This is a genomic window from Flavobacterium sp. DG2-3 (assembly GCF_030730925.1).
Taxonomy (GTDB): Bacteria; Bacteroidota; Bacteroidia; order Flavobacteriales; family Flavobacteriaceae; genus Flavobacterium.
The window spans coordinates 1-18,023 of sequence record NZ_JAVAMB010000027.1 but is presented as its reverse complement, the minus strand read 5'-3'; the positions used below and the strand labels follow the sequence as shown (position 1 = coordinate 18,023).

The 18,023-nt window shown below is 37.8% G+C and carries 9 protein-coding genes; 8 read left to right on the top strand and 1 reads right to left on the bottom strand.

From position 1 onward, the window contains the following. Positions 1-2: 2 nt before the first annotated feature. Positions 3-752 (bottom strand): DeoR/GlpR family DNA-binding transcription regulator, encoded by a 750-nt coding sequence (locus tag Q9Q97_RS22070; protein WP_306161109.1) that lies wholly within the window; start codon positions 750-752, stop codon positions 3-5. 173 nt (positions 753-925) lie between these two features. Here Q9Q97_RS22070 and Q9Q97_RS22065 point away from each other — a divergent pair, with 173 nt between their 5' ends. From Q9Q97_RS22065 to Q9Q97_RS22030, 8 genes are all read left to right on the top strand, one after another. Further along, the gene (locus Q9Q97_RS22065; protein WP_306161106.1) at positions 926-1,513 is read left to right on the top strand and encodes an RNA polymerase sigma-70 factor; all 588 of its coding nucleotides are present in this window, start codon (positions 926-928) and stop codon (positions 1,511-1,513) included. Between the two features lie 89 nt (positions 1,514-1,602). Next, positions 1,603-2,532: a FecR family protein gene (locus tag Q9Q97_RS22060; RefSeq protein WP_306161104.1), complete on the top strand. Its 930-nt coding sequence runs from the start codon at positions 1,603-1,605 to the stop codon at positions 2,530-2,532. A 144-nt stretch (positions 2,533-2,676) separates the two neighbouring features. Then, complete coding sequence (locus Q9Q97_RS22055; protein WP_306161102.1) at positions 2,677-6,054, top strand: SusC/RagA family TonB-linked outer membrane protein; 3,378 nt, start codon at positions 2,677-2,679, stop codon at positions 6,052-6,054. A gap of 7 nt (positions 6,055-6,061) precedes the next feature. Next, a complete protein-coding gene (locus tag Q9Q97_RS22050; RefSeq protein WP_306161100.1) occupies positions 6,062-7,495 on the top strand; it encodes a SusD/RagB family nutrient-binding outer membrane lipoprotein in 1,434 nt (477 codons plus the stop codon). A gap of 8 nt (positions 7,496-7,503) precedes the next feature. Next, positions 7,504-9,078, top strand: a complete 1,575-nt coding sequence (locus Q9Q97_RS22045; protein WP_306161098.1) for a calcineurin-like phosphoesterase C-terminal domain-containing protein — start codon at positions 7,504-7,506, stop codon at positions 9,076-9,078. A gap of 10 nt (positions 9,079-9,088) precedes the next feature. Next, positions 9,089-9,991, top strand: a complete 903-nt coding sequence (locus Q9Q97_RS22040) for a glycerophosphodiester phosphodiesterase family protein (RefSeq protein ID WP_306161095.1) — start codon at positions 9,089-9,091, stop codon at positions 9,989-9,991. A 337-nt stretch (positions 9,992-10,328) separates the two neighbouring features. Beyond that, positions 10,329-11,936, top strand: coding sequence for a helix-turn-helix domain-containing protein (locus Q9Q97_RS22035; RefSeq protein ID WP_306161093.1), 1,608 nt, complete (start codon positions 10,329-10,331; stop codon positions 11,934-11,936). A gap of 331 nt (positions 11,937-12,267) precedes the next feature. Then, positions 12,268-18,023, top strand: a 5,756-nt coding sequence (locus tag Q9Q97_RS22030; protein WP_306161091.1) for a DUF1573 domain-containing protein, incomplete at its 3' end; no start/stop codon positions are given.

The window sequence follows — 18,023 nt, the reverse complement described above, 5'->3', positions numbered from 1 at the left end:
CATTAAACAATTTTAGTTTCTTTTCTGCGGTAACCGTCTAGTCTGCTGTCGTTGCTGGCAAGATCGGTTATAAGCACGGCTACCTCTTCTATAGCGCAGACTTTAAAAGGTTCGGTCGTATTTAGCTTTTCCTCATTCGCAAGAGCGATAATATTTTTAGCAGCCTTAGACATAGCTGTTTTAATACCGCTGTCTCCAAAGAAACTGGCTGTTACGCCAAATTTGCTATCAACGCCGCAAGTTCCCAAAAGATAAATATCAGCAATATACAAACCTATTTCCTCGCAGGCCTTAACGCCTTCAGTGGTTTGGGTTTGTGTATTGTATATTCCGCCAAGTAAGATAACTTCAACATTTTTATGATTCGAAAGTACTTGTACTAAAGGAATATTATTGGTTATAATTTTCAATTTAATTCCGATCGGAAGTTTAGCCGCTATACTGCAGTTCGTCGTTCCGCCATCCATAAAAATAGTCTGGCCATCTTGAATAAACTGCTGCGCTTTGAGTGCTATAATTTCTTTTTTGTCTGTTTGATACGAAGCTCGGTCTACAAAACTTAAAGGATTTTTTAATATCGGAATAGCGCCTCCGCGGACTTTAGAAAGCAGTCCGTTGTTATGAAGCTGTTCAATATCTCTTCTGACGGTATCTTCAGAAACATTCAGTTCCTGTGCCAATCCGCTGTAGTTGACTTTCTCATCTCGGCTTAGCAATTTTAATATTTTGTCAAAACGTTCTTCCTTTAGCATTCAAAAAATGTTTTTATGAAATGCAAATATACATTGTTTAATGAATATTTGCCTACTATCGCCTACATAGGAAATATAGTGCAGCAGTCTTTCGTAGTGTAATTTAACACAAAGTTAAATTAGCTTTTTAGGTATTTTTTGTTTGATGCTTTTCATTTGCTTTTTTAACTATTATGAAAAAAGATCTTTTGAAAATGACAGACGATGAACTTCAAAAACTGATTTTTGAGGGAAACGATACTGCGTTTTCAATTATTTTTAATAGGTATTGGAAAAAGCTTTATTCGTATGCTTTTAAAATCTACAAAGACGAAGCAGTCTGCGAAGATATCGTTCAGGAAATCTTTATTAGTCTTTGGAAAAATGCTTCAAATACGATAATCCTAAACCTTGAAGCCTACTTGTTTAGGGCTGTAAAATACAAAATTGCAAATCAGCTTAGAAACCTCAAATTTGATCAGCAGCATATTGAAGTATTAGAAACTATTCCAGATCCAAGTTTATCTTTAAACGATCTAGAATATGTTGATTTCGAAAGAAATATCAATGAACAGATCAATAAATTGACTCCAAAATGCCGAGAAGTCTTTTTACTCAGCAGAATGGATCATTTTTCGAATGCCGAAATTGCAGCAAAATTAAACCTCTCCATTCATACCGTAGAAAAACATATCAGCAATGCGCTTAAGCAGCTGCGTTTAAATTCTGCGTCTTATAATTATCTTCTTTTTTACTGGGCAGCTTTCTTTTATGTTAACTAAAAAATACTCGTTTTAAGAAAACGTTAAGCCTGTATTTTCGACTACTTGTTTGATTCAAAAAATGTGACTTGTCTATAAAAGCATATATTTTGAAAAAAGAAAACTTTTTGCTTCTGGCAAAAAAATACGAAGAAGGTACCTGCACACCCGAAGAAAAAGCAGCTGTTGAAACATTTTTTGATAAAATGCAGGAGCAGTCATCAGATTTAGAAAATAATATATCTGATGAAAAAGGCGACGTTATTCTAAATAAAATACTTTTAGAATTACAGGTTAAGCCAAAAAAATATTCATTTAGAAAAGCATTAAAAGTAGCAGCCGTTTTAGTTACCGGACTTACTATTGCATTTACCGCGGCTAAATTTATTTTCAAACCAAAAGAAATCACTCAGATTACTGCCAAAGGAGAAAAGAAAGAAATTTATCTGGAAGACGGCAGTGTCATTGTATTAAACTCCAACAGTAGTGTTACGTATCCCGAAGAATTTCAAACGACAAGAAATATACAACTGACAGGACAGGCTTATTTTAAAGTTTTTAGAGATGTCAAAAGACCTTTTATAGTGCAAACCCACGATGTAAAAGTGAGAGTTTTAGGAACTTCATTTGACATTAATTCTTATAATCATCACGATACGAAAGTAAGCGTGATTACAGGAAAAGTTGAAGTTACTTCACCAACTGGAAAAAAAGTGCAGATTACCAAAAATCAGCAAGCCGATTTAATCAAGAATTCCGATTTACAGATTTCTACCGAAAACAGCGATGATAAAATTGCTTGGATCAGCAACACCATCATACTTAAGAATACCAAACTTTCAGAAACCGTTAAAATTATTGAAAATTGGTACAATGTCGATATCGTGATTGAAGATCAGGAATTGAACGACCTTACTATTTCTGGAAAGTTTAAAGACGAAAAACTAGAAAATGTCTTAGAAAGTATTGCCTATTTGAAACAGCTAAAAATAAATTACACAACTAAAAACCAAATTACTATAAGAAAAAAGACGCCTTAAAAAAAGAAAAAAACAAAACCCGCCTCCGGTGCAACGGAAACGGGCATTTTAAAGACTAAAAATAAAATTTATAGCCTAACAGTAATGAACACGAAACTACAATTTTTTTTCAATAAGTATATAAAGATGAAAAATCTTTACTTAATGATTTTATTAATTTTTTCCTTTAACGGATTTGCCTTAGGACAATCTGCGAAGGACGTACAAATAAGCCTGAATCTAAAAGATGCAACTATCACCGATTTTTTTAAGGCAGTAGAACAGAAAACGACTTTTACTTTTGTTTTTGATGAAAAAATATCAGCAACATCACAGCGCATTTCGATCTATGCAGAAAAAGAAAGTCTAGACGGAGTATTGACAAAAATCTCGGCTAAAACGGGATTGTCATTCAGAAAACTCAACAATACGATTACCGTTACCAAAAATCTTCGCGCTCAAATGAATGTTCGCGGAAAAGTTTTGGACGAAAGCGGTATGCCAATGCCTGGTGTTACCGTTCTAGAAAAAGGAACCAGAACCAGCACCATGACCGATATGGAAGGGAATTTCAGTTTTGCTGTAAGCTCTTCTGCTGTTTTGGTTATTTCGTACGTAGGTTATATTTCTCAGGAAGTTGCTGCTAGTGCAAACCCCATTACGGTAACAATGAAATTGAGTACAAGCGAATTGAACGAAGTTGTCGTAACGGCTTTAGGAATTAAAAGAGAAGAAAAACGATTAGGATTTTCGCAGCAGACCATAAAATCTGAAAGTTTATCGCAAGGAAGACCAAATAACTGGTCGTCTGGATTAAAAGGAAAAGTGGCTGGATTAAGCATTACTTCTACAGGTTCAGGACCTTTAAATTCACAACAAATTACCCTTAGAGGAAATAGATCGTTGAGTCCGAAAGGAAATTATGCACTGATTGTGGTAGACGGAGTTCCTGTAAACGCAGAAATGACTACTTCTGGTTCAACAAGCGCGTATATGGGAGAAGATTCTCCAATTGATTACGGAAACGGTATTTCAGACCTTAATCTGGATGATATTGATGCGGTAACAGTGCTTAAAGGTGCAGGTGCAACTGCGCTATATGGTAGCCGTGCGGCAAACGGTGCTTTAATTATTACCACAAAATCGGGAAAGAAAAACAAAGGTTTAGGAATTTCTTTCAATACAGGAGCCACTTTCGACGTCATCCAAAGATGGCCAGATTATCAATATAAATACGGGCAAGGGACTGGAAATTCGCCAGATGCTGCGGGAAATCAATATTACTCTTACGGAAATTCTGAAGACGGAACTTCGACAAGCGGAACGAGCAGTGCTTGGGGACCAGCTTTTACAGGACAGAATTTCTACCAGTATGATCCTGCTGTGCAAGGACAATCTCCAGAAAGAACGCCTTGGCAATCTTACAGAGACAACCGTAAAGATTTTTGGAGAACAGGTGTTACTTTAAACAATAATATTTCTATTCAAGGAGGCGACAACAAAGGCTCGATGCGTCTTTCTCTTGGAAATCAGAAGAACGAATGGATTATGCCAAATACTGGTTTTGACAGAGTTACCGCTGCTGTAAATGCTAATTATCAGGTTTCTGATAAAATTAAATTGGGAACAACGGTAAATTATAATACGAGAAACAGTGATAATCTTCCTTCTACAGGTTATAACAATGGTTCTATCGCGTATTTCATGATTTTCCAACAGCCAAACATTGATTTAGATTGGTACCGTCCAATTTGGGAGAAAGGCAAAGAGCAGATTGCGCAGCTGCATCCGTTCAGTTCTTTCATAGATAATCCGTATTTGATTGCTTATGAAGCGACTAATACATTAGACAGCGATCAAATTGTAGGGAATTTGTTTGCCAATATTACGTTGTCTCCAAATCTGGAATTAATGTTGCGTTCTTCTATGAACACTTACAATCAGACTAGAGAACAGAAAAGACCGTACAGCATCAACAGATATGCGAAAGGATTTTACGAAAGACAAGACGTTTTTAAACAAGAAATCAACTCTGACTTTTTGCTTTCATACAAAAAAGATTTTGGAGACAAATTCTCGCTTTCGGCTTCAGCAGGAGGAAACGCGATGAGCTATAAATACAGAAGAACAGAGGCTGAAGTAACTGGTTTAGTAGTTCCTGGCGTTTACAAACTTTCAAATGGTTCAAGCGCACCGATTTTAACTTTAGGCGATGCCAATAAAAAAATGAATAGTTTGTACGGTTTGGTTTCTATGTCGTACCGAGATATGCTTTTTGTAGATATCACAGGAAGAAATGACTGGACTAGTACGCTTCCAGTAGAAAACAATTCTTTCTTTTATCCGTCGATTAATACAAGTGCGGTTCTTTCAGAAATGTTCAGTCTTCCAAAAGCGATTGATTTCTTAAAATACAGACTTTCTTTTGCTCAGGTAGGAAACGATACAGAACCTTATAAAACACAGAAATATTATGGGCAAAGTGCTTTTCCAAGTTCGGCTCAGACTTTAACAGTTTTATATAATGATCATTTTAAACCAGAAATTACGACAAGTTTTGAGACTGGTTTTGAAATTAGAATGCTGAAAAACAGACTTACGTTTGATGGTACAGTTTACGAAAGTGTGACTAAAAACCAGATTATCGATATTCCGATGGATTTTTCTACAGGTTACAGCGGAGCAGTTTTAAACGGAGGTAAAGTGAGAAACCGCGGAATCGAACTTACGCTTGGCGGAAAAATTATTGATGGCGAGAATTTCAAATGGAATGCAACGATGAACTGGTCAAGAAACTGGAACAAAGTAATGGAACTGCCAGAAGGGATTGACGGACAGCAGATTATTGGTACGGGAGGAACAGCCTCAATCATTGCAAAAGTTGGCGGAACTACAAGTGCTATTTATGGTTTCGGATTTGTGAGATCTCCTGATGGACAGATTGTATACGACAATGCAGGGCTTCCTGCATATCCTGAAGCGATTCAATATATCGGCGATGCAAGTCCAAAATGGAAAGGCGGTTTGACTAACGGTTTTTCTATTGGAAATTTTACCATGAATGTAACAATTGATGGTCAGTACGGCGGTATTATTTATTCGCAGACACACCACAAACTTTCTGAACAAGGGAAATTAAATTCTAACGAAATGGGTAGAGCAGACGGCTTTATCATTGGAGATGGAGTAGTTCAAAATACTGATGGATCGTACTCTCCAAATACCAAAAAAGTAGCAACAGCAGACTGGTATGTTCGTTATTACAGAAGAGCCAATATTGAGTCAAACTCTTTTGATGCTTCTTTTGGAAAGCTTCGCGAAATCAGTCTTCAATATAATCTGCCAAAAAGATGGCTGAAAAATACAGGATTGCAATCGCTTCAGTTTTCCATTTTCGGAAGAGATTTAGCAACCGTTTCCGATTTTCCAATTTACGATCCTGAAACAGCAGCGCTAAACGGAGATACTATTTTGCCAGGTATAGAAATGGGGCAGATGCCTTCGCCTGCTACTTATGGTTTCAATTTAAGTTTGACTTTATAATTAGACAATGAAAAAGATAAAAATCACAGCAATAATTCTACTTCTTACAGGACTGACAATTTCTTGTTCAAATGGTTTTGAAGAACTTAATGAGAATCCGAATCTGATTACCGAAATAAGTCCGGGAACTTTATTAAACCCAATTATTTACGGAATTGCTTCGCAGAATGCCACGCAGAGTGTAGATGTTACCTTCAATTTAATGCAGGTTTCGCTTCCTTATCCAAGTATCACAGGCGGACTTCACCGTTATGATGTAAGCAATAATATCGGAAACTCGGCTTGGAACAATTATTACAAATGGCTTTCGAATATCAGAGAAATGCGTATGGCTTCTGTAAAAGCAGGAGACGGCAATTACGAAGCGATTGCTTTAACGTTAAATGCATTGGTTTACGCCAATCTTACCGATCTTTTTGGTCCAGTGCCAATGACCGAAGCAGTACGCGGAGAAGACGCCATACTATATCCGAAGTACGATACGCAGGAGTTTATTTATGAAACCATTTTAGCCGATTTAGAAAAAGCCAATACGCTTTACGATACTGGTAAAGCGATGATTTATAGTGAAGATATTTTGTTTCAAAACAATGTTCTGAAATGGAAAAAATTTACCAACTCTCTTAAAATGAGATTGCTGTTAAGAGTTTCCAACCGAACAGAAACAGGGGCTTTTACAAAACTGGCTTATATGGCAGATCATCCAGAAATTTACCCGGTTTTTACCAATACAGCTGAAGGTGCAATTCTGAAAGTGACGGGAGTTTCTCCAAATGTTTCTCCTTGGGGAAGACCGCAAGATTTTAACCTGAGTATCAAAATGGCTTCTTTTTTTCTAGATAATTTAAATACGCTTGAAGACCCAAGAAGAGCCATAATTGCAACAGGGGCGACAGCTTTGGTAACCAATGCTCCAATTGGATTTAAAGGAATTGACAGCGGTTATGCAGGTTCAGATTCGCAGTTTAAATACAATGCCTCAACACTTTTGAATGTTCAGGCTCAAAACCCAATGCAGATTTTTATTCTGACGTATGCTGAGGTTGAATTTATTAAAGCAGAATTGGCGCAACGCGGACTTATTGCAGACGCACAAGGACATTACGAAAAAGGGGTTAAATCGGCAATCGAACATGTAAAAGCGGTTGTTCCAGCAACTTATTTTAATAAACCAGAAGCACAGTACAATGGAACATTAGAAAGAATCATGCTGCAAAAATATTATGCATTGTATTTTACAGATTACCAGCAATGGTTTGAATACCGCCGAACAGGATTTCCTGTACTGCCAAAAACTACAGCGATGCTAAATGATGGAATTATGCCATCAAGATTTACGTATCCAGATAATCAGCAGATAAAAAATAACGAAAACTATTTGGAAGCTGTTGAAATGGTAGGAGGCGACAATATCAATACTAAAGTTTGGTGGGACAAATAAATTTTAAAATGAAAAAGACATTTATATATAGTGCAATGTTATTTTGTGGTGTTCTGACAGCACAAACAGCTGTAAAAGGAATCGTTTTTGAAGATGTAAATCAAAACGGTAAAAAAGAAAAAAAAGAAAAAGGAATTGCCAATGTTGCTGTTACTAACGGGCGTGAAGTGGTTTTGACTGATAAAAAAGGAAACTACGAACTGCCGTTAGCCAATGATGCTATTATTGCCGTAATTAAACCTTCGGGGTATAAAATTCAGGTCAATAAAGATAATATACCTCAGTTTTTCTACAATTATAAACCAGCGGGTTCTCCAAAAGGTAAATTTGAAGGCGTTGCACCAACAGGAAAACTTCCAGAATCTGTAGATTTTGGATTGACTCCTCAAAAAGAAACCAACGATTTTACAGCACTTATTTTTGGTGATCCACAACCGTACAATCTAGAAGAAGTTGATTTTTTTGCCAGAGGAATTGTGGCTGAAGTAGAAGGAATCAAAAATATTCCATTCGGATTAAGTATGGGAGATTTGGTTGGAAATGACCTTAGTTTATTCAATCCGTATATTCAGGCCGTAAAAAAAGTTGGAATTCCGTGGTACAATCTTTTAGGAAACCACGATTTAAATTTTGATGCTAAAGCCGATAATTTAGCCGATGAAACTTACGAGGCTCATTTTGGTCCTGCGAATTATGCTTTCAATTACGGAAAAGTGCATTTTATTGTTCTAGACGATGTTTTATATCCTGACCCAAGAGATCACGAAGGCTATTGGGGCGGTTTTACAGATGAGCAAATGCAGTTTATAGCAAATGATTTGAAATTAGTTCCGAAAGACAATTTAATCGTATTGGCTTTCCACATTCCGATAAGCGAACCAGACCCTAAAGATGATGCTTTTAGAGATGAAGACCGTCAGAAATTATTTGAGTTATTGAAAGATTTCCCAAATACGCTTTCGCTTTCGGCGCATACACACATGCAGAGACAAGATTTCTTAGGTAAAAAAGAAGGATGGTTACAAGAAACTCCGCATCATCATTACAATATCGGAACCACTTCTGGTGACTGGTATTCAGGAAAACTGGATGAGAAAGGAATTCCAATTTCGGTTATGAGAGACGGAACGCCAAAAGGATATGCTTTTATTCATTTTAACGGAAATAAATATACCGTAGATTACAAAGTAGCAGGAAAACCGGAGAATTATCAGATGAAAGTTTTTGCTCCAAAAGTGGTTGCAAAAGCAAAACGCACCAAATCGGGTGTATTTGCCAATTTCTTTATGGGAAGCAAAAAAGACAAAGTGCTTTACCGAGTGGATCAAGGCGAATGGAAAGAAATGGAATATGTTGAGGTTCAAGATCCTTCATACGTAGAATTGGTTTACGAATGGGAATTGTCTGAAGTGCTAATGCCAGGAAAACGTTCTTCAGATCCTGAAAAAAGCACGCACGTTTGGAGAGGAAACATTCCTTCTGATCTTGCTATTGGCGAACATGCTATTGAAATTAAAGCAACCGATATGTTTGGCAAAACGCATACTGCCAATACGACTTACAGAATTGATAAAGTAAAATAATCGATTAAGGATGTTTAAAATCAAAGAGATCAGCTGTGTTTTGGTAGCGGTTTTAGCGGCATATTCTTGCGGAAATCAAAAAGCAGTTCCTTCAAAAAAAGTAATTGAAGTGCAGGGGCATCGCGGCGATCGCGGCAATTTTCCAGAGAATTCTATTTCGGCTTTTATAAGCGCTGTAAAAAAAGGTGTCGATGTTATAGAATTGGATGTTGTGATTTCTGAAGACCAAAAAGTAGTCGTTTCGCACGAACCTTTTATGTCTTCGCAATATATGCTGGATTCACAAGGAAAACCAATTTCGAAAGAAAAAGAAAAGAGCTTTAACCTTTATGAAATGACGTATGACAGCATTAGAAAATTTGACAGCGGTTCAAGAGGAAATTCAAATTTTCCGCAGCAGCAAAAGCAAAAAACATACAAGCCATTGCTGTCTGAAGTTATTGATGCTGTTGAGGAATACATTTCCGAAAACAAGCTAAAACCAGTGCGATATAATATCGAAATCAAATCTGAAAAATCGGAATATGGCAAAAGTCAACCAGAGCCAGAAGTTTTTACAGAAATGGTCATGAAAATCATTCAAGAAAAAGGAATTGAACAAAAGATCAATATTCAGTCTTTTGATCCTGAAATATTAAATGTCATGCATAAAAGATTTCCAAAGACAAAAATCGCTTATCTAGTTGGAAAAGGCAGTTTGTCCAAAAATCTCTTGTTGCTTGATTTCAGACCAGAAATTTACAGTCCGAATTACAAATTATTAAACCAAACAGCAATTGATTCTATTCGACTGCTGAAGATGAAAGTAATACCTTGGACAGTCAATGATGAGGCAGATATCGACAATATGATACAGCTTCAAGTTGATGGAATCATTACAGATTATCCAGAAAGAGTTTTGAGAAAAAGATAAAATTTTTTTCAAGTTTGTGTTTTTTTTAATTGGCCTTCAATTTATTGGAGGCCTTTTTACTTTAGATAAAAATAAGAAAACACACAAAAAGTTATAAATATGCCTGTTAGCTATTTTTTTTGTTTCTTTCTTACACTTTAACAAAATTTCCTTTTAGGAACCTTACCTTTGTGAAAATCACTTTTGAGTCAAAAGTTTGAAGACAAGATTCTTAATTGCGACGAATCTATAATTCCTATTTTGTTGACTTTTAATCTTCTAAATAAATTTAAGCCCCAATGAAGTAAGGAAGCAAAATGTCCTTACAATTTTATCCGCAAGTAACAACTCCTCCCAAATGAATACCAGAATTACCACCTGTGCCCGTATAAAAAAGGCACTAAAAAGCTATAGTTTACTACTATGCATCATTTTTACCACTACAACAGGATTTGCACAAAAAAAATCATCTTTTAACAGTGTAATGTATTACACCGCTGTTGACTTAGCAAGCAAAGACATTAAAAAAGCATTACAGACTGCAGACTCACTCTATGAGCATTCCGTAGAACCGATTCATAAAGTGAAATCACTTATGCTGATAGCCGATTTACAAAAGAATACAGGAGATCTTGAAAAATCGATTGACCATGCCGTTACGGCCGAAAATATCGCAGAGATCAATAAATTGTATGAATGGCAAGTTAGAATAGCAGGTTTTTTATCAGCACAATATCGTACACTCGGCTTAAAAGAGCAAAGTGTTTTGTCTTTAAAAAAGGTATTGAAAATTATTCCTAAAATTGATAACCCGAAAATTTCAAATCAGTTGCAGGCCATTACTAATCAGCAGATTGCCAAATATGCAATTGAAGATGAAGATTTTAATCAAGCCATTTCGTATTTGAAAATTACCAAAATCTATCTTGATAAAACAAGAAACTCTAAGGTAAAGTTTTTTCATTATGCCACAAACGAATACATGTTTGGTCAGGCTTACTTGGGACTGAAGGATTATTCAAAATCCCTTTACTATTATAATTCTTCTTTATCCTTACTTTTTAAGAATGATATAGCAAAAGAAGGTACTATTTTGAGCGGTTTTGTATATAGCGATATAGGAGAAATATATTTTGCGCTCAACGACTTAAAAAATGCGTCACTTTATTATAATAAAGCGCTTTTAGTAGCAGAGCAGTCTGATTTTCTAGAATTAAAAGAAGAAGTGTATTATAATCTGGCCGTTTATTATGACAGCAAACAAGATGTGAAAAACTACGCACGTTTTAGCAAACTTTATGAAAAAACGCAGCTTAGATTAATGGATTCTCATAAAGAGGGAGTAAATAGCATTGTAAACAGATTACAGGAAAAAGAAGCAAAATTATCTCAAATGCAGGGCATAATTATAGCTTCAAGTGTTGTTGTTGCAATTCTTCTCATTACAGGATTAGTGCTTATTATTAGAAGAAGAAAATCGGATATCAGAAAGTTTGAAGAAATTATCAGCAAAATAGAAAACAGTTCTTTTAAACCAGAGTACAAAGAAGAAAAAACGGTTGCAGAAGAAGTTGAAAAAAAGGTGTTAATGACCGAAGAAACGGAACAATTAATACTGAAAAAGCTGAAGAAATTTGAGGAAAAAGATGGTTATATCAATAGAAGCATCAGTCTTTCGAGTTTGTCAGCGAAGTTTGAAATCAATAGCAAATATCTTTCTTATGTAATTAATAAGCACAAAGGGAAAGATTTTAATAATTACATCAACACGCTCAGAATTTATTATATCATAAGAAAAATGGAAAGTGATCCAGTATATCTAAGTTATAAAATTAGCTATTTGGCAGAAGAATGCGGCTTCTCTTCTCACAGTAAATTTACCGCAATTTTTAAAGCCGAAATGGGAATTTCCCCATCTGTTTTTATGCAATACGCAGCCGAAAAAAATAACAAGATGAAAGCGTAAATATCTCTCCAATCTCTTCCAAAAAGTCCTGTTTTTTAGCAGGACTTTTTTGCTTTAATGCGTATTTCACCTCATTGTTACTACATCATGAGGTACTTATTGCGGATATATTTTTAGATTTTTTGAAAAGCAATAAATTGATCTTATTTGTTCTGATAATGAGTTTTTTATAAATATTTTTATGCTGTTCACTTTCACGATAGTGTACAGCAATTGGGTTTAGTTGGGATATTTATCAGGGTATTTTTGACAGATTTTTCGTGGAGCGAGAATGCGCTATTTTATGGCAAATCTGTCTCTTTTTCTCAATATTAATTTATACCCAAAAAACGTGAAGAAACTTTACTTATTGTTTACTGTCTTGTTCTTCCTGGTTTCAGGAAATCTACTAGCTCAGGAAATTTGTAATAATGGAATTGACGATGACGGCGATGGTTATGTAGACCAATATGACCCTGATTGTAATGCTGGCCCGGCACCGACTTGTTTTGCTCCGGCACCGGCACCAAATTTCCAGATCAAGCTGGCGCTGCAAGGACCAGCGAATACATTAGATACCTCAGTGTCTCCTTCAATTGGTGACCTTGATGGCGACGGAATTCCAGAAATTATTGCGCCTCTTGGAAATAGTAATCTTGGTTATACAACTTACCGTGTAGTTGGAGGTGTTCTTCAAGATGCTGGAATTAATTTTCAATTACAAGTACAAGCACCTGTTTATGGATCTGTTGTACAGCCTGCTATTGCAGATCTTGATGGTGATGGAACTGCGGAAGTGGTTTGTGTAGAATATACTGGTTTTGTTTATGTTTTTAGCCATACTGGAGGTACTACTACAACATACGAGTTTAAATCTGATTTGCCAACGAATATTGTACAAGGGTCTCCAAGGATTGCCGATATCAATGAAGATGGAGTTCCTGAAATTATTATAGGGAATCAAGTTTTTGTATTGGATTTAGTAAACCATACTTTGAAAAGGTTGCCTGTCATGCATATCAACTATCCATTTGGTCGTGACGGAGTAAGTTGGGGAGCAGACCCAGTTGTAGTAGACATTTTGCCAAATAATCCAGGTAAAGAAATTGTAGCGGGAGGAATTGTTTACGGAGTTAATATGACGACAGGACCATTTGTTCTAAAAAGTTTAAATGCTATTAATAGCTCGATACCTTTAGCTGCAGATGGACCTACAGCAGTTGCAGATCTTGATTTGGATGGAGATTTAGATGTCGCCTTTTCCATAGGAACCCGTCTTTACGTTTGGGATCCAGTTGGAAATGCTTTTTTATTAAATGTTCCTTCATCTCCTGCTGTAAGAAGAAGTATACCGACTATTTCGTATGTCTATAATGATATTACAAATAACGGAATGGCTGTCGATTATCCTGAAATTCTTGTAGGATATGTTAATTCGATTAAAGCTTTTAATTTACAAATTCCAGGAAATTTAGTGTGGGATCTTGCTACAACAGACAGTTCTGGTGAAACCGGCATTTCGTCATTTGACTTTAATGGAGATGGAATTCAGGAATTAGTATATAACGATGAAACCCAAATTAGAATTATTAATGGAAACACTACAACTCCAGTTAATTTAGCGGTATTCAATTCGGGTACAGAAACTTGGATGGAGCATCCAGTAATTGCTGATGTAGATAATGATGGCCAGGCTGAAATGGTTGCTTTTACAGGAGCTGCTCGTGCAGGAAATAGTAAAGGACAGATAAATATTTTTAAATCAGACGGAGGAACCATATGGCAGCCTGCAAGAAAAATTTGGAACCAACGCGGCTATCATGTGATCAATATCAATGATGATTTAACGGTGCCAAAGCAGGAAACTAAAATGAATAATTTTATGCCTGCTGGTTCTACTGCGTATAAAGTTTTAAATCAATATAACGTACAGTTTAATCCAAATAACTTTTTGTTAGAGCCAGGAACTGTTGCAGCGGCAGATGTACAGCTAAACAGCTTGCAGAATTTTGATTTGACTACAGGTCAGTTGACGCTTAACATAAGTGTTCTAGGAAATTTAAGCTTGCCTGCAGGGACTCCAATTACGGTGTATAATGGAAACCCAACAACTGGACCTGCGGCTGTAGTGGGAACTGGTTATACTAGCACTGCAATAGCATCTGGAACTACTCAAACGATGACAATTACAATTCCGACAGTTCAAAGTTATAGATTGTATGCCATTGTAAACGATAGCGGATCGATTCCGACACCATTTAACTTAACAACTGATTTTCCTTCAACGGGAATTGTTGAATGTAATTATTTGAACAATATCGCTTCTATAGTGCCGCCAGTTTATGATACAGATGGCGATGGAAAAAATGATTTAATCGACGAAGATGCCGATAATGATGGTATTTTGAATGTGGATGAATCGCATGGATACGACATGTATGGCGATGAAGATGGAGATGGAATTCTAAATTTCCAAGATGTTAACAGAGGGCCGGGCCCAGGTGATGGTTCTTTAACAGATTACACAGACTCCAATGGCGACGGAATTGCCGATGTTTTCGATACGGATGGCGACGGAATTATCGACGCTTATGATTTAGATAGCGATAACGACGGATGTCCAGATTCTAATGAATTTTATGAAGATTCTAATGCAGATGGAGGAGACGGAGGTCAGTTTGGAATAGGTCCAGATCCAGTAGCAACTTTTGCGAATGGAAGAGTATCTAATCCTGCAGCTACCTATTCAGGTGTTTTACCTCCTGTTTTTGCTGCTGTAACGATGACTGTAGCGACTCCAATGGCAGACCAAACAGCTACTATAGGAGATAATATTACATTTTCATCTGGAATAACAGCTGAAAAAGTTACCAATTTTTATACGACTCCTGTTACTAAAGCAGATGCGACAGCAGAGTTAACGTATCAATGGTATGTAAGTACAGATGGCGGAACATTGTTTAACAGTCTGCCAGCAGAGACAAATGCTACTTTGAATGTAAATAATGTACAGCTTACAAACGATCAATATATTTACAGAGTTGTTGCTTCTCATACAGGCAGCAGTATAGGATGTTCTGAAACAGTAGATGAGGTTCTTTTAAGAGTGCCGCAAGATGCAAGTCTAGCTCTTGTTAAGACTGCTTCGGTAGGAACAGCTGTGTCAGCAGGTGACCAAATTACATATACTTTTACAGTAACCAATACTGGAAATGTACCTTTAAGCAATGTCGTAATCGACGATGCCAAAACAGGAAGCACGGCATTGGCAGTAAATCCGTCAACGATTGCACCGGGAGCATCAGGAAATATTACGGCTACTTATACTATTACCCAAGCTGATTTAAATGCGGGAAGCGTGAGCAATACAGCAACAGCAACAGGAACAGCTCCTGATACTACTACCGTAACTGATATTTCGGGAACAGCCCAAAATAATGACACACTAACAGAGACAACTCTTACGCAAAGTCCAGCCATTGCAGTTGTGAAAACAGCATCAGTAGGCGGAACGGGAGCGGTTGGCGACCAGATCACGTATACATTTAATGTTACCAATACAGGAAATGTAAATTTAAGCAATGTTGTAATTGACGATGCTAAGACAGGAAGCGTAGCATTGGCGGTGAGCCCATCAACTATTGCACCTGGAGCGTCAGGAAGCATTACAGCAGTTTATACGATTACTCAAGCAGATATTGATGCGGGAAGTGTAACCAATTCAGCGACAGCTACTGGAACAGCTCCGAATGCATCGACAGTGAATGATACTTCGGGTACAGCTCAAAATAATAACACTCCGACAGAAACCTCACTTACTCAAAGTCCGGCTATTGCGCTTGTAAAAACAGCATCTATAGGAGGAACAGGAGCGGTAGGAGATGAAATTACCTATACTTTCAGCGTAACAAACACAGGAAATGTAAGTTTGACCGATATTATTATTGAGGATCCAATGATTGGTAATACGGGACTTACACTTAATTCGTCGTCTCTTGCACCAGGTGTGTCAGAAAGTGTTACAGCAACTTATACCATTACTCAAGGAGATCTTGATGCAGGAAGCGTAACCAACTCGGCAACTGCGACAGGAACAGCTCCAAATGCATCGACAGTAAGCGACACTTCTGGAACAGCAACAAATAATGATGATGACACGGTAACCAATCTTACCCAAAGTCCAGCGATTGCAGTTGTTAAAACAGCAGCAGTAGGCGGAACGGGATCGGTTGGCGATCAGATCACGTACACATTTGATGTGACCAATACAGGAAATGTCACTTTAAGCAATGTTGTAATTGACGATGCTAAAACAGGAAGCACGGCATTGGCGGTAAGCCCGTCAACAATCGCGCCCGGAGGAACTGGAACTATCACAGCTACATACACGATTACCCAAGCGGACCTGAATGCTGGAAGCGTAACCAACTCAGCGACTGCCACAGGAACAGCTCCAAATGCATCGACAGTAAGCGACACTTCTGGAACGGCATTGACTAATGATGACGACACGGTAACAAATCTTACACAGAGCCCTTCAATCGCAGTTGTAAAAACAGCATCAGTTGGAGGAACGGGAGCGGTTGGCGATCAGATTACCTATACATTTGATGTGACCAATACAGGAAATGTTACGTTAAGCAATGTTGTAATCGACGATGCTAAAACAGGAAGCACGGCATTGGCGGTAAGCCCGTCAACTATTGTACCTGGCGCATCAGGAAGCATAACGGCTACGTACACTATTACCCAAGCTGACTTAAATACAGGAAGCGTGAGCAATACAGCAACAGCAACAGGAACAGCTCCTGATACTACTACGGTAACTGATACTTCGGGAACAGCTCAAAATAATGACACGCCAACAGAGACAACTCTTACCCAAAGCCCAGCTATTGCCGTTGTAAAAACAGCATCAGTAGGCGGAACGGGAGCGGTTGGCGATCAGATTACCTATACATTTGATGTGACCAATACAGGAAACGTAACTCTAAGCAATGTTGTAATCGACGATGCGAAGACAGCAAGCGCAGCTTTGGCGGTAAGCCCGTCAACTATTGCGCCAGGAGGAACTGGAACTATTACGGCAACTTACACGATAACCCAAACTGACTTAAATGCAGGAAGCGTAACCAATTCGGCTACTGCAACAGGAACAGCTCCAAATGCAGCAACGGTAAGCGATACTTCTGGAACAGCAGTTACGAATGATGATGACACGGTAACCAATCTTACGCAAAGCCCAGCGATTGCAGTTGTGAAAACGGCAGCAGTAGGAGGAACGGGAGCGGTTGGCGATCAGATCACCTATACTTTTGATGTGACCAATACAGGAAACGTCACTTTAAGCAATGTCGTAATTGATGATGCGAAAACAGGAAGCACAGCATTGGCAGTAAATCCGTCAACAATTGCACCTGGCGCATCAGGAAGCATAACGGCTACTTACACTATTACCCAAGCTGACTTAAATGCAGGAAGCGTAACCAACTCAGCGACTGGAACAGGGACAGCTCCGAATGCAGCAACGGTAAGCGACACTTCGGGAACTGCATTGGCTAATGATGATGATACGGTAACGAATCTTACCCAAAGTCCAGCGATTGCAGTTGTAAAAACAGCTTCAGTAGGCGGAACGGGAGCGGTTGGCGATCAGATCACCTATACTTTTGATGTAACCAATACAGGAAATGTTACGTTAACAAATGTTGTAATTGATGATGCGAAAACCGGAAGCACTGCATTGGCGGTAAGCCCTTCAACAATCGCGCCTGGAGCATCAGGAACTATTACAGCAACTTACACAATTACGCAGGCTGACCTGAATGCAGGAAGCGTAACCAACTCGGCGACTGCAACAGGAACAGCTCCAAATGCATCGACAGTAAGCGACACTTCGGGAACTGCAACAAACAATGATGACGATACGGTAACTAATCTTACGCAAAGCCCAGCGATTGCCGTTGTAAAAACGGCATCAATAGGAGGAACTGGATCAGTTGGAGATCAAATCACCTATACATTTGATGTGACCAATACAGGAAATGTTACGTTAACAAATGTTGTAATTGATGATGCGAAAACCGGAAGCACTGCATTGGCGGTAAG